The 13,824-nt window shown below is 67.6% G+C and carries 12 protein-coding genes; 9 read left to right on the forward strand and 3 right to left on the reverse strand.

The window, feature by feature from the left end; genetic code table 11:
* Positions 1-39: 39 nt before the first annotated feature.
* Together P24_RS14430 and ubiG are read right to left on the reverse strand one after the other, a co-directional pair.
* Positions 40-774 carry a class I SAM-dependent methyltransferase gene (locus P24_RS14430; RefSeq protein WP_008945475.1) on the reverse strand — a complete coding sequence of 245 codons (735 nt, stop codon included), beginning with the start codon at positions 772-774 and terminating at the stop codon, positions 40-42.
* 10 nt (positions 775-784) lie between these two features.
* On the reverse strand, positions 785-1,516 hold the full coding sequence (gene ubiG, locus P24_RS14435; RefSeq protein WP_008945476.1) for a bifunctional 2-polyprenyl-6-hydroxyphenol methylase/3-demethylubiquinol 3-O-methyltransferase UbiG: 732 nt from the start codon (positions 1,514-1,516) through the stop codon (positions 785-787).
* A 149-nt stretch (positions 1,517-1,665) separates the two neighbouring features.
* Here ubiG and P24_RS14440 point away from each other — a divergent pair, with 149 nt between their 5' ends.
* Positions 1,666-2,886 carry an aspartate kinase gene (locus P24_RS14440; RefSeq protein ID WP_008945477.1) on the forward strand — a complete coding sequence of 407 codons (1,221 nt, stop codon included), beginning with the start codon at positions 1,666-1,668 and terminating at the stop codon, positions 2,884-2,886.
* Here the strand turns inward: P24_RS14440 and P24_RS20130 are convergent.
* Positions 2,865-3,026, reverse strand: a complete 162-nt coding sequence (locus P24_RS20130) for a hypothetical protein (RefSeq protein WP_156816321.1) — start codon at positions 3,024-3,026, stop codon at positions 2,865-2,867. The genes P24_RS14440 and P24_RS20130 overlap by 22 nt on opposite strands.
* On the opposite strand from P24_RS20130, the gene ptsP reads away from it, so the two are divergent.
* The 8 genes from ptsP to P24_RS20135 all read left to right on the forward strand — a co-directional run.
* The gene (ptsP, locus tag P24_RS14445; protein ID WP_040707861.1) at positions 3,020-5,290 is read left to right on the forward strand and encodes a phosphoenolpyruvate--protein phosphotransferase; all 2,271 of its coding nucleotides are present in this window, start codon (positions 3,020-3,022) and stop codon (positions 5,288-5,290) included. The genes P24_RS20130 and ptsP overlap by 7 nt on opposite strands.
* Before the next feature lie 251 nt (positions 5,291-5,541).
* The gene (locus tag P24_RS14450) at positions 5,542-6,981 is read left to right on the forward strand and encodes a RodZ domain-containing protein (RefSeq protein ID WP_008945479.1); all 1,440 of its coding nucleotides are present in this window, start codon (positions 5,542-5,544) and stop codon (positions 6,979-6,981) included.
* A 247-nt stretch (positions 6,982-7,228) separates the two neighbouring features.
* Entirely contained in the window at positions 7,229-8,359 is a 1,131-nt protein-coding gene (ispG, locus tag P24_RS14455) for a flavodoxin-dependent (E)-4-hydroxy-3-methylbut-2-enyl-diphosphate synthase (protein WP_008945480.1), read from the forward strand.
* Between the two features lie 27 nt (positions 8,360-8,386).
* Positions 8,387-9,631: a histidine--tRNA ligase gene (hisS, locus tag P24_RS14460; protein WP_008945481.1), complete on the forward strand. Its 1,245-nt coding sequence runs from the start codon at positions 8,387-8,389 to the stop codon at positions 9,629-9,631.
* Between the two features lie 15 nt (positions 9,632-9,646).
* Complete coding sequence (hemA, locus tag P24_RS14465; protein ID WP_008945482.1) at positions 9,647-10,963, forward strand: glutamyl-tRNA reductase; 1,317 nt, start codon at positions 9,647-9,649, stop codon at positions 10,961-10,963.
* Positions 10,964-10,967: 4 nt separating this feature from the next.
* Positions 10,968-12,044 carry a peptide chain release factor 1 gene (prfA, locus tag P24_RS14470; protein ID WP_008945483.1) on the forward strand — a complete coding sequence of 359 codons (1,077 nt, stop codon included), beginning with the start codon at positions 10,968-10,970 and terminating at the stop codon, positions 12,042-12,044.
* Positions 12,041-12,895 (forward strand): peptide chain release factor N(5)-glutamine methyltransferase, encoded by an 855-nt coding sequence (gene prmC, locus P24_RS14475; protein ID WP_008945484.1) that lies wholly within the window; start codon positions 12,041-12,043, stop codon positions 12,893-12,895. The genes prfA and prmC overlap by 4 nt, the downstream gene beginning before the upstream one ends.
* A gap of 229 nt (positions 12,896-13,124) precedes the next feature.
* The coding region (locus P24_RS20135) for a DUF4167 domain-containing protein (protein ID WP_156816322.1) at positions 13,125-13,824 on the forward strand (700 nt) is incomplete at its 3' end.

The following is a 13,824-nucleotide window of genomic DNA, read 5'->3' on the forward strand; positions in this document are numbered from 1 at the left end:
CAAATATAACTGTCGCTGCATGGAGCTGCCGCGCCACCTTTAGCCGCCGCGGTGGCAAGCGATCAGCAGGAAGGGCGGGCGGTCGCGTTCGGCCGCCCAGTCCGGCCGTTCCGCGATCTGCGCCGCGTCCGGCCCCCACTCGTCGATCCAGCCAAGCGTGAAGCCGGCCTGCGTGAGCAGCGACAGATAGGTCGCCACGGTGCGGTGCTGCTTCACCACGCCGGGCGCCAGCCAGTCGGTCACGCGCGGGCCCTCGTAGAGATAACCATCCAGCGGCCAGGTCCGCTTGCCGTCCTTGTCCGCTACCCAGCCGGGGCGGGAGGGGGCGGTGAACAGCGGATGTTCGACCGAGAAGACGAAGCGCCCGCCCGGCGCCAGCCCGGCATGGAGGCGGGCGAACAGCCCGGCCAGATCGCGGATGTAATGGAAGGCGAGCGAGCTGTAGGCGAGGTCGATGGAGCCCGGCGCGATGGTGAAGCTTTCCAGATCGGCGCGCTCATAAGTGACGGCAGGATCGGCGGTTTCCGCGCGGGCGCGTTCCAGCATGCGCTCCGACACATCGACGCCATGGACGCTGGCCGCCCCCTGTTCCCGCGCCCAGCGGCAGAACCAGCCGAAGCCGCAGCCGAGGTCGAGCACGCGCAGCCCCTTCAGCTCGGGCAACTGCGCGCGCAACGATGGCCATTCCGGCGCCGCCGCCAGCCCGTGCACGGAGCGCGGGAGCTGGCTGTAGCCCTCGAAGAAGCCGGAATCGTCGTAGATATTCTGGGTCATGAGCTCGCCTTTACGGCCGCGTCGCGAAGGCGAGGTAGTTCACGCCGAGATCGCGGCCCAGCGAGAAACGGTCGGCGAGCGGGCTGTATTCGATGCCGGTCAGGTCGGCGAGATCCAACCCCTGTCGGCGCAGTGCGGCGGCCAGCTCCGACGGGCGGATGAATTTCTTCCAGTTGTGCGTGCCGCGCGGCAGCCAGCGCAGCACATATTCCGCGCCGACAATGGCGGTCAGGTAGGATTTCGGCGTGCGGTTCAGCGTGGACAGCGCCAGCGCCCCGCCGGGCCGGGTCAGGTCGCGGCAGGCGGCCAGGAAGGCATCGACATCGGCGACATGCTCCAGCACCTCCATCGAGATGACGGCGTCGAAGGACTCGCCCGCCGCGACCAGCGATTCGGCAGTGGCGGCGCGGTAATCGATTTTCAGCCCGACAGAGGCGGCATGCGCTTTGGCGGCGGCGATGCCTTCTTCGGCGGCGTCGATGCCGGTCACGGTCGCGCCCATCCGGGTCATCGGCTCCCACAGCAGCCCGCCGCCGCAGCCGACATCGACGAGGCGCAGGCCGTTGAGCGGCTTCGGCGCTTCCGGGTCGCGGCCGAAATGGGCGCACAGCCTGTCGCGGATATAGCGCAGCCGTACCGGGTTCAGCCGGTGCAGCGGACGGAACGCGCCTTCCTCGTCCCACCAGGCATCCGCGATGGCGGCGAACTGCGCGATTTCCCTGGCATCGACCGTGCTGCCCATGGCGGTTGCCTTTCATTGAAAAAGGTAAGCCTGACTGTCCCGGCAGCCTTGCTCCGGCACAACCCACAGAGTATGTATTGGCCCGGCTTGCGCCCGGCAACCGCTTTCGGGGGTTGCATCGGCGCGGGGACTTGGCCGAAGGGGCTGTTATGGCGCGTATCGTGATGAAATTCGGCGGCACGTCCGTCGCCGACATGACCCGCATCAAGGCGGTGGCGGAGCGCGTGAAGCGCGAGGTCGATGCCGGCAACGAGGTGGCGGTGGTGGTTTCCGCCATGTCGGGCGAGACCAACAAGCTGGTGGCCTATGCCCGTGAGGCGGCGCCGATGCATGACGCGCGCGAATATGACGCTGTCGTCGCCTCGGGCGAGCAGGTGACCGCGGGCCTTACCGCGCTGGCGCTGCAGGCGATCGGCGTGAATGCGCGCTCCTGGCTCGGCTGGCAGATTCCGCTGCGCACCGATGGCGTGCATGGTAAGGCGCGTATTCTGGGGATCGATACCGACGATCTCATCAAGCGCATGAAGGACGGCCAGTTTCCGGTCGTCGCCGGTTTCCAGGGGCTGGGGCCGGACAACCGCATCACCACACTGGGGCGCGGCGGGTCCGACACTTCCGCCGTGGCGCTGGCCGCCGCGCTGAATGCCGACCGCTGCGACATCTTCACCGATGTGGACGGGGTCTATACCACCGACCCGCGCATCGTGACGAAGGCGCGCAAGCTGGATAAGATCACCTATGAGGAGATGCTGGAAATGGCCTCCCTCGGGGCGAAGGTGCTGCAGACCCGATCGGTCGAGCTGGCAATGAATCACGGGGTGCGGGTGCAGGTGCTGTCCAGCTTCGTGGACGCGCCCGGTACCCTGGTAGTCGATGAGGGAGAGATCGTGGAACAGCAAGTCGTCAGCGGCATCGCCTATTCCAAGGACGAGGCGAAGATCACCCTGGTGAAGGTCGCCGACCGGCCGGGCATCGCGGCGGGCATCTTCGGGCCGCTGGCCGATGCGGCGATCAATGTCGATATGATCGTCCAGAACGTCTCCGAGGATGGCAAGTCCACCGACCTTACCTTCACCGTCACCAAGGCGGACCTCGACCGTACCGTGCAGGTGCTGGAGTCGCGCAAGGCGGAGCTGGCCTACAAGGCGATCACGCCGGACCCGAATGTCGTGAAGATCTCGGTCATCGGTGTGGGCATGCGCAGCCATGCCGGCGTTGCCCAGACCATGTTCAAGACGCTGGCCGACCGCGGCATCAACATCCAGGTCATCTCTACCTCGGAGATCAAGATCAGCGTGCTGATCAACGAGGAATATACGGAGCTGGCGCTGCGCGCGCTGCACACCGCCTACGGGCTGGACGCCGCCTGACCATGATCCATGCCGCCGCCCTCGCGATGACCGGGACTGCCAATCGGCAGACCCGTCGTCGTGCCGGCGGCGCCATGATGTGGTGCGGCCCGCGACACCTCCTCAAGCCGGGCCGGCTCGGGATCCTTCGCTGATGTCACCTGCAAGCGTACGTCCCCAGCCGCGTCAGATGTTGAAGCGGCTGCGCGATGTCATGGCCGGGCCTGGCAGCGCGCAGGAACGCCTGGAACAGGTCGTGACGGTCATCGCCGCCGACATGGTGGCCGAGGTGTGCTCGGTCTATATCCGGCGCGCCGGCGAGCTGCTGGAGCTGTTTGCGACCGAGGGCCTGAACCCCGAGGCGGTGCACCGCACGCGGCTGCGCATCGGCGAGGGCCTTGTCGGCGATATCGCGGCGCATGCCCGCCCGCTGGCGCTGGCTGACGCGCAGGCCCATCCGCAGTTCGCCTACCGGCCGGAAACCGGCGAAGAGGTGTTCGCCTCGCTGATGGGCGTGCCGATCCTGCGCTCTGGCAAGGTGCTGGGCGTGCTCGCCGTGCAGAACCGCACGCGCCGGCAATATACCGAGGAAGAGACCGAGCATCTGGAAACCATCGCCATGGTGCTGGCGGAGCTGGTTGCCACCGGCGAGCTGATCAAGCCGGCGGAGATGCTCTCGACCGAAGGCAATGCCATGCTGCCCTCGCGCCTGGAGGGGGTGAAGATCAATGGCGGGCTGGCCATCGGCCAGGCGGTCCTGCATCAACGCCAGGTCGTCATCCGCCGCGTGGTGGCCGAGGATGCTGAGGAGGAGCTGGTGCGCTTCCGCACCGCGCTGGCCGGCATGCAGTCGGCCATCGACCGGATGATCGATGCGGTGGACAGCGACGTGGCGGCGGGCGAACACCGCGACATTCTCGAATCCTACCGCATGTTCGCCGAGGATCGCGGCTGGATCGGCCGCATCGCCGAGGCGATCCGCACCGGCCTCACTGCCGAGGCGGCGGTGCAGAAGGTGCAGAACGACACCCGCGCGCGCATGTCGCAGATCACCGACCCCTATCTGCGCGAACGGCTGCTGGACCTCGACGATCTCGCCATGCGGCTGCTCCAGCATCTGTCGGGCGATGTCGATCTGCTGGTCGATCTGCCGCCCACCGATGTGGTGCTGATCGCCCGCTCGATGGGGCCGGCGGAGCTGCTGGACTATGACCGCACAAGCCTGCGGGCGCTGGTGCTGGAGGAAGGCTCGATCACCTCGCACGTCGCGATCGTCGCCCGCGCGCTGGACATTCCGGTGGTTGGCCGCGTCTCGGGCATCGTCACCCGGGTTGAGGCAGGCGACCAGATCGTCGTCGATGGCGATAACGGCCTGGTCATGGTGCGGCCCGGCGAGGATGTTCTGGAGCATTTCGCGGCGGCGATGGGTGCGCGCCAGCAGCAGATGCAGAGCTATGCCGCGCTGCGCGACCTGCCGGCCCGCACGAAGGATGGCGTCGATATCGCGATGCTGCTGAATGCCGGCATGCTGGCCGACCTCACCCATGTCGAGGAGGCCGGGGCGGCGGGCATCGGCCTCTACCGCACCGAAATCCCGTTCATGATCCGCTCGGCCTATCCTGACCTGAAGAGCCAGGTGGAGATTTATTCCCGCGCGCTGGAACGGGCCGGCGGCAGGCCGGTGGTGTTCCGCACGCTGGATGTCGGCGGCGACAAGCGGCTGCCCTATTTCAGCTATGACGATGACGAGAACCCGGCGATGGGCTGGCGCGCCATGCGCATCTCCATCGACCGGCCGGCGATGCTGCGCCAGCAGCTGCGCGCGATGATCCGCGCGGCGGCGGGGCGCCCGCTTTCGGTGATGTTCCCGATGGTGGCCGAGGTCGCGGAGATCGATGTGGCGCGCGCTGTCCTGGATATGGAAATCGCGCGGGAGGAAGCGGCGGGACGACCGCTGCCGCAGCCCCTGTCGGTCGGCGTGATGATCGAGGTGCCGTCGCTGTTCTGGCAGCTCGACCAGATTTTGCAGCGAGTGGATTTTCTGTCGGTCGGCAGCAACGACCTGCTGCAGTTCTTCTTCGCCAGCGACCGCGGCAGTCCGCTGCTGGCCGACCGCTATGACTGCCTGTCGCCGGCCATGCTGTGCTTCCTGCGCGGGATCGTCGAAAAGGCGGACGCTGCCGGCAAGCCGATCACCGTGTGCGGCGAGATGGCCGGCCGACCGCTGGACGCGATGGCGCTGCTGGCGCTGGGGTTCCGCCGCCTGTCGATGAACCCGGCGGGCATTGGTCCGGTGAAGAGCATGGTGCGCAGCTTGGACCTGGCGCAGGCCCAGGATTACATCCTGACGCTGCTGCATCAGCCCGATCATTCCCTACGCCGTAAACTCCGTTCATTCGCAAAAGATTATGGAGTTGTTTTGTAGGATTTTCTAAAGGCGCGTAGCGTTTGCTAATAATTAATCTCTGGTGTATGCTCCAGAATATTGATTTTGTTTGATTCTCGTTACGGCGTACCTTGCGCCGAAGACTGAACGGCCAGAAGCTTCGCTTGCCTGTGGGGGGCAGCGGTATTTTGTTGTGGCGGCTGGCCGTCCGCGCCGTGCATAGGAGCCGGTGCCGCTGGCGGTGACACGTCAGGCGACAGGGTGGGGAAAGCGTAAGCGTTGAGGGCGACATGCTGAAAAGCAAGAACCGTCTGAATTTCCTGGAGATCGAGGAAGTGTCCGGTGCGGCCAAGCCGGCGGACACGCCGCGCGGCGTCGGCTATCGGCTGGCGCAGGCCAGGGAGGGTGCGGGCTATTCGCTGGACGATGTGGCCGGCTATCTGCGGGTGCGCCGCAACTATCTCGAAGCCATTGAGGCGGAACGCTATGACGCGCTGCCGGGCCGCACCTACGCGATCGGCTTCGTGCGAGCCTATGCCGAGCTGGTGGGGCTGGACGCTCCCCGCCTGGTCAACGAATTCAAGGCCGAGACGGCGGCGCTGAAGAGCCGTACGGAGCTGGTCTTCCCCTCGCCGCCGCCCGAGGGCCGTATTCCCGGCGGCGCCATCCTGTTCGTCTCGGTGCTCGTCGCGCTGCTTGCTTATGGCGGCTGGTATTACATTTCGGTCACCGAGAAGGGTGTAGCGGAACTGGTGCCGGCCGTGCCGGACCGGCTGGTCGCCCTGCTGGAAGGTGGCCGCGCGGCGGATACGGCTGGCGCTCCCGCTGTGGTGGAGGAGCCCTCTGCGCGCCAGGCGGTCGCCGCCATCACGCGCGATGAGGAACCGCCGCTGCCGGCGCCTGCAGCTTCCGCGCTGCCGGCGCCTGCCGTTACGGCTCCTGCTGTCACCGAGCCAGCCCCGGCTGTCCCGGTTTCCGCTGTGCCGCCAGCTCCTGTCACAGCGCCGGCGCCTTCGACGGCGACAGTACCGGTCGCGCCTCGGCAAGCCGCTCCTGCGCCAGCTCAGGCCACGCCGTCGCAACCCGTGCCGCAGGCCGCGACCGATATCGTCTCCGCGCCGCAGGCGCCTTCTGGCAACAGCACGTCCGGCCCCATCGCTTCTGCTCCCACGCCTTCTGCCGAGGAAGAGCGGACGCCCGAGCCGTCGAGCATCTCCGGTGCGCCGGCGGCGTCCGGCCCGGCCCTGGCCGCCCGCGATACGGCTTCCAATGACACGGCGACAAGTGGGGATCGCCCGGCTGCATCCGCATCCACAGCGCCGGCTGCTCAGGCACCCACCCCGACACCGGCTCCGACGCCTACCCCGGCGCCAGCCGCGCCGCAGACGGTCGCCAGCCTTCCTGCCACCGGTTCTGCCGGCAGTTCAGGCGGCACCGGGTCGGACACCAGCCCAACCGTCGGGCCGCGCATCGTGCTGAACGCGACCGACGAGGTCTGGCTGCAGATCCGCGAGGGGGAGAATGCGCTGGTCACCCGCATCCTGCGCAAGGGCGACACCTACCGTGTGCCGAACCGCAGCGGCCTGACCCTGCTGACCGGCAATGCCGGCGCGCTGGAAATCCTGGTCGATGGCAAGCCGGCGCCGACGCTGGGGCCGCTGGGGGCGGTGCGCCGGGATGTGGCGCTCGATCCGCAGGCGCTGCTGTCCGGGGCCGACGCGCGGCAATAGCTCAAAGGCAGTTTCCGGGCTTTTCATCGTTCGGCCTCTTGATCCGGGGCGCCGGAACGCGCAGCTTAGAGCCGGATCGTTTGAGTCTGAATCAGATGTCTGATTCAGACTCAAACGTGAATCCGCCTCTAATCAAAAGGATAGAGGGCGATTCACGCTTCAAATGCATCACTGAGGGATCGCATTTGAAGCGATCGCACTCTAGGCACTGGTTTCACCCAACCGCCCGGGACGGAAGAGACGACGCATGAGCGTTCGCCCCTATCGCGATATCCACCGCCGCAAGTCGCGGCTGATCCATGTCGGCTCCGTGCCGGTCGGCGGCGATTCGCCGATCAGTGTGCAGACCATGACCAACACGCTGACGCCCGATGTGGCCGCGACCATCGCGCAGGTGCAGGCTGCCGCCGAGGCGGGCGCCGACATCGTGCGCGTCTCCTGCCCGGATGAGGACTCGACGAAGGCGCTGAAGGAGATCGTGCGCGCCTCCCCGGTGCCGATCGTCGCCGACATCCATTTCCACTATAAGCGCGCCATCGAAGCGGCGGAGGCGGGGGCGGCCTGCCTGCGCATCAATCCCGGCAATATCGGCTCGGCCGCGCGGGTGCGCGAGGTGGTGCAGGCGGCCAAGGATCATGGCTGCTCCATGCGCATCGGCGTAAATGCCGGCAGCCTGGAGAAGCATCTGCTGGAGAAATATGGCGAGCCTTGCCCCGACGCGATGGTGGAAAGCGCGCTCGACCATGCCCGCATCCTGGAAGACAACGATTTCCGCGAATTCAAGATCAGCGTGAAGGCGTCCGACGTGTTCCTGGCCGTCGCCGCCTATCAGGGGCTGGCCGACGCCTGCGACTACCCGCTGCATCTGGGCATCACCGAGGCCGGCGGCCTGCGCGCCGGCACCATCAAATCCTCCATCGGCCTCGGCGCGCTGCTGTGGGCCGGTATCGGCGACACGATCCGCGTGTCGCTCTCGGCCGATCCGGTCGAGGAGGTGAAGGTCGGCTACGACATATTGAAGTCGCTGGGCCTGCGCCGGCGCGGCGTCACCGTGATCTCCTGCCCGTCCTGCGCGCGCCAGCAATTCCAGGTCATCAAGACCGTCGAGTTACTGGAGGAACGGCTGGCCCACATCACCACGCCGATGACCGTCTCCGTCATCGGCTGCGTGGTGAACGGGCCGGGCGAGGCGCGCGAGACCGATATCGGCTTCACCGGCGGCGGCAATGGAACGCATCAGGTCTATGTGAATGGCCTGCCCGACCATCGGCTGAAGGATTCGAATATCGTTGACCATCTGGTCGCGCTGATTGAGAAAAAGGCGGCGGAGATCGACGCCGCCGGTCAGCAGCCGGCGCAGCCGACCGCCGCAGAGTAGTTTTTCCCGTCCAGGAGACTGAACAGCGTGGCTTCCCTGCAGCCGGCCCGCGGCACCCACGATCTTTTGCCGGAGGATTTCCGCCGGCACGCCCGCGTCATCGATATCGCCCGCGAGACCGCGTCGCTCTATGGCTTCGCGCCCATCGCCACGCCGATCTTCGAATTCACGGAAGTGTTCCAGCGCACGCTAGGCGACACCTCCGACATCGTCACGAAGGAGATGTACACCTTCACCGACAAGGGCGGCGAACAGGTGACGCTGCGCCCGGAAGGTACCGCCGGCGTGGCGCGCGCGCTGATCTCCAACGGGCTGTCGCAGCATCTGCCGCTGAAATATTTCTATGCCGGGCCGATGTTCCGCTACGAGCGCCCGCAGAAGGGCCGGCTGCGCCAGTTCCACCAGATCGGCGTGGAGCTGCTGGGCGTGCCGGGCCCGCAGGCCGATGTCGAGGTGCTGGCGCTGGGCCAGCACATCCTCGACGGACTTGGCGTGTGGAATCGCACGACGCTGGAGCTGAACACGCTGGGCGACCCGGAAAGCCGCGATGCCTACCGCAAGGTGCTGGTCGCCTATTTCCAGGATCATCTCGATAAACTGTCGGCGGACAGCCGTGAGAGGCTGCACCGCAATCCCTTGCGCATCCTCGATTCCAAGGATGAGGGCGACCGCAGGCTGGTCGCCGATGCGCCGGTCTTCGCCGATTACCTGAACCAGGCCTCGCAGGATTTCTTTGGTGCGGTGAAGGCAGGGCTGGAGGCGCTGGGCATCCCCTACAACGTCAATCCCCGGCTGGTGCGCGGCCTCGACTATTACACCCATACCGCCTTCGAGTTCGTGACCGAGGCGCTGGGCGCGCAGGGCACGGTGATGGCCGGCGGGCGCTATGACGGGCTGGTCGGCATGATGGGCGGGCCGGAGACGCCGGGCATCGGCTGGGCAGCCGGTATCGAGCGGCTGGCGCTGCTGCTGGCGGAAACGCCGGAAGCACCGCGTCCCGTCGCCATCATTCCGGTGAGCGCGGCGGAGGAACCGGCGGCGCTGGCGCTGGCCGACCGGCTGCGCCGCGCCGGCCATGTGGTGGAATTCGGCTATGGCGGCAATGTCGGCAAGCGGATGAAGCGCGCCAACAAGCTGAACGCCCGCGCGGCCATCCTGATCGGCGAGAGCGAGCTTGCCCGCCAGGTTGCCACGCTGCGCGATCTGGACAGCGGCGAGCAGGTGGAAGTTCCCCTGGAGCAGCTCGCGGATCGCCTTTCCAGCTTGCGTTAGGGCGCGGGCGGCGCGATGACCGCCACCCTCTTCACCGTCGCTGGCGTCAACCGCCGCACCGGGCCCGTGGAACTGCGCGAGCGCCTCTATGTCGAGGATGAGGCGGTGCCGGCCCTGCTCGACCGGCTGCAGGCGGCCGGCCTGGCCGAGGCGATGGTGCTGTGCACCTGTGACCGCGTCGAAATCTGGGGTGTAGGATCTGCGCCTCAGCTGGGTGAGGCGGCCTTCGACGTGCTGGCGGAAAGTGCGGGGCTGGACCCGCGCGCCCTGCTGCCCCAGCGCTTTCTGGAAACCGGCGAGGCCGCGCTGCGCCACGCCTTCGCGGTCGCATCCTCGTTGGACAGCGAGGTGATCGGCGAGCCGCAGGTGCTGGGTCAGGTGAAGGCGGCGCACCGGCTGGCGCGCGATGCCGGGCGGGTCGGCCCGGTACTGGAACCCATCCTGCAGGCCGCCTATCAGGCGGCAAAGCGGGTGCGGACGGAGACCGCCATCGGCCAGCGCCCGGTCTCGCTGGCTGCTGCCGCCTGTCAGCTGGCCCGCGACGTCCAGGGCGATTTGTCGCGCTGCCGGGCGCTGCTGATCGGCGCTGGCGATATGGGCGAGTTCCTGATGCAGCAGCTGCTCTCCACCGGGCTGGGCGATGCCATGGTGGTCGCCCGGACCGCGCGGCGGGCGGAGTCGCTGGCCCGGCGGCTGGGCTGCCATTATGCGCTGCTGGAGGAATTGCCGGACCGGCTGGCCGAGGCCGATATCGTCGTGGCGTGTCAGGGCGAAGGGCGCTATATGCTGAGCGCCGATATGGTCGAGGGGGCGTTGCGGCGGCGCCGGCGGCGGCCGGTCTTCCTGGTCGATCTGGCGGTGCCGGGCGATATCGAGCCGGCGGTGAACCGGCTGGATGACGCCTTCCTCTACGATCTGGACGAGCTGGAGCAGGTGGCGCTGCAAGGCCGTGCCGGGCGCGAGGCCGAGGCCGGGGCCGCCTGGGCGATCCTGGAGGCGGAGCTGGCGGGCTTCCGGCAGCGCCAGGCCGAACGCGAGGCAGTACCGGCGCTGGTGGCGCTGCGGGCGGGGTTCGAGGCGGCGCGGCAGGCGGTGCTGGCGGAGCTGCCGCCGGACGACCCGGCCCGGCCGGCGCTCGACCGGGCAACGCAGCTGCTGGTGAACCGGCTGCTGCACCGGCCGATGGCGGAGCTGCGCCGGATGGCGGTGACGGGACCGGGGGCGGCAGAAGAACAGGCGGCGGCCGAGTCGCTGTTGCGGCGGCTGTTTCCGGATGTGCCGGTTGACGAGATGCCTGGCGATACGCCTGACGATACGAAGGACGAGGAGTAGGTCGGTGGACCTTAGCCACAAACTGGACCGCGTGGTTGCCCGGCATGACGAGCTGCGGGCGATGTTGTCATCGGGCGAGCCGATGGATGCGCAGCGCTTTCAGCGCATGTCCAAAGAATATGCCGAGCTGGAAGCGGTGGTCGAGAGCATCAACGCCCTGCGCGCCGGCGAGGCAGAACGCGACGGGCTGGTCCAGATGCTGGCCGATCCGTCGACCGATGCGGAAATGAAGACGATGGCCGAGGAGGAGCTGGCCCTCCTGGAGGACCGCCTGACGGAGCTGGAGCAGGCGGTGAAGATCGCCCTTCTGCCAAAGGACGAGGCAGACGAGAAGAACGCCATCCTGGAAGTGCGCGCCGGCACCGGCGGCGACGAGGCCGGGCTGTTCGCCGCCGAGCTGTTCGAGATGTACCGCCGCTATGCTGCGCTGCATGGCTGGCGCTTCGAGGTGATGGAAGTCTCGGAGAATGATGTCGGCGGGATGAAGGAAGGCATCGCCACCATCACCGGGGCCAATGTATTTGCCCGGCTGAAATATGAATCCGGCGTGCACCGGGTGCAGCGTGTGCCGGCGACCGAGAATCAGGGCCGCATCCACACCTCCGCCGCCACCGTCGCCGTGCTGCCGGAGGCGGAGGAGGTGGACGTCCATATCGAGGACAAGGATCTTCGCATCGACGTGTTCCGCGCCAGCGGGCCGGGCGGGCAGTCGGTGAACACGACCGACAGCGCGGTGCGCATCACCCATCTGCCGACCGGGCTGGTGGTCAGCCAGCAGGACGAGAAATCGCAGCTGCGCAACAAGCAGAAGGCGATGAAGATCCTGTTGTCCCGCCTCTACGATCTGGAGCGCGGCAAGCTGGACGCCGAACGCTCCGCCGCGCGCAAGAGCCAGGTCGGATCCGGCGACCGGTCGGAGCGCATCCGCACCTATAATTTCCCGCAGGGGCGCGTGACCGATCACCGCATCGGCCTGACCCTGCACAAGATCGAGAAGGTGATGCTGGGCGAGGCGCTGGACGAGGTGATCGACGCGCTGACCGCCGAGGATCAGGCCGAGCGGCTGGCCGAGCTGACGTGACGATCGCTGCCGACCTGCTGCGCGATGCTGCCGTACGGCTGGAGGCCGCCGGGGTCGAGGAGGCACGGCGCGATGCCCGCCTGTTGCTGGCCGAGGCGCTGGGAGTAGAGGCCCACCGGCTGATCCTGGAACCACAGACGGAAGTACCCCCCGAGGCGGCAGTCCGATTCGAGCGGTTCGTGGCGGCGCGCGCGGACCGGATGCCGGTCTCGCGCATTCTGGGACGACGGGAATTCTGGGGCCTTAGCTTCCGCCTGTCGCCGGCGACGCTCGATCCCCGCCCGGACAGCGAGACGCTGGTGGAGGCGGTGCTGGAAGCCTTCCCGGACCGGACGGCACCCCTGCGCGTGCTGGATTTCGGCACCGGCACCGGTTGCCTGTTGCTGGCTGTGCTGTCGGAATATCCCGCCGCCAGCGGCCTCGGCATCGACAAGGCGGCTGATGCGGTGGCGATGGCCTGCGCCAATGCCGCCGATCTCGGCCTTTCATCCCGCGCCGCTTTCCGCACCGGCGACTGGGGGCAGGGGCTTGAGGGTGCCTTCGACATCATCCTGTCCAACCCGCCCTATATCGAGGCGGCTGTGGTGCCGGGGCTGGCGCCCGAAGTGGCGCGGCATGACCCGCTGCTGGCGCTGACCGGCGGGGCGGACGGGCTGGACGCCTATCGTGCGCTGATGCCGCATGCGGCGCGCCTGCTGGCGCCGCTGGGGCATGTGTTTCTGGAACTGGGGCAGGGCCAGGAGAAGGATGTGGCGGATATCGCGGCGTCCTGCGGGCTGCAACGCCACGCGGCCCATGCCGACCTTGCCGGGATCGCCCGGTGCCTGGAACTGGTTGCGGTAAATGGTTAACGCCGCCCGCTGGTAATCGACACTGACAAATTTGCGGGCCAAAACGTAAAAAAATGTTGGACAGGGCGGAATTAGCGACTAGGTTGAACGCGGCTGAACGCCCGGCGGCCCAGCGTTGAAGAACGCCAAGCCTAGCTCTCCCGAATATCGGTGGTTCGTCCCGTTGAGACGCACCTTTTGTGCTGCCGGCCCGGCGTGTGATGCCCATTACAACGTGTAGAATGGTGCCATGAGACAAGGTCCTCATCAGAAGCGCTCCCGTGGGCGCGGCAACGGCGGGCGCAAGCCGCATTCCTCTCCCCGGAACCATACGTACGACAGTAACGGTCCCGAGGTCCGTATCCGGGGCACCGCCTATCAGGTGCACGAGAAGTACATGGCGCTGGCGCGCGATGCCTCGTCGGCGGGCGACCGCATCCGGGCCGAGAACCTGCTGCAGCATGCCGAGCATTATCTGCGCATCATCCAGGCCGAAGAGGCCGCGCAGGCGGAGTATGAGGAAAACCAGCAGCGCCATAACGGCAATCGCAATCAGGGCGGCGAGCGCAATTACGAGCCGCGCGACCGCTTCCGCGATGACCGGCAGTCCGGCGACAATTCCGACGAGGACAGCGACGGCCAGGTCGTCATGCTGAACCGGCATTCCCAGGACGAGAGCCAGGGCGATGACGATTCCGACGGTCGTTCGTCTGATCGTCAGGGCGACCGCCAGGCTGACCGCCAGGGTGATCGCCAGGGCGAGCGTCGGCAGGCATCGCATCAGGGTGAACGCCGTCCGCGTCCGTCCCGTGACGAAAACCGCGACGAGGACGATGCCGACGGCCTGCAGCGCATGATGGGCCTTGGCGGCGGGGCGCCGGCCAACGGCGCGCAGGGCGAGGGGGACGAGGATACGGCGCCGCGCCGTGGCCCGCTGCGCCGCCCGCGCC

Origin of the sequence: Oceanibaculum indicum P24 (assembly GCF_000299935.1) — a bacterium.
Taxonomy (GTDB): Bacteria; Pseudomonadota; Alphaproteobacteria; order Oceanibaculales; family Oceanibaculaceae; genus Oceanibaculum; species Oceanibaculum indicum.

Bases quoted from the DNA above. Each gene is read 5' to 3' on its own strand.
- P24_RS14450 (WP_008945479.1), top strand. From the start codon at position 5,542: ATGCTGAAAAGCAAGAACCGTCTGAATTTCCTGGAGATCGAGGAAGTG.
- hemA (WP_008945482.1), top strand. From the start codon at position 9,647: ATGACCGCCACCCTCTTCACCGTCGCTGGCGTCAACCGCCGCACCGGG.
- P24_RS14430 (WP_008945475.1), bottom strand. From the start codon at position 774: ATGACCCAGAATATCTACGACGATTCCGGCTTCTTCGAGGGCTACAGC.
- ptsP (WP_040707861.1), top strand. From the start codon at position 3,020: ATGTCACCTGCAAGCGTACGTCCCCAGCCGCGTCAGATGTTGAAGCGG.
- ispG (WP_008945480.1), top strand. From the start codon at position 7,229: ATGAGCGTTCGCCCCTATCGCGATATCCACCGCCGCAAGTCGCGGCTG.
- ubiG (WP_008945476.1), bottom strand. From the start codon at position 1,516: ATGGGCAGCACGGTCGATGCCAGGGAAATCGCGCAGTTCGCCGCCATC.
- P24_RS14440 (WP_008945477.1), top strand. From the start codon at position 1,666: ATGGCGCGTATCGTGATGAAATTCGGCGGCACGTCCGTCGCCGACATG.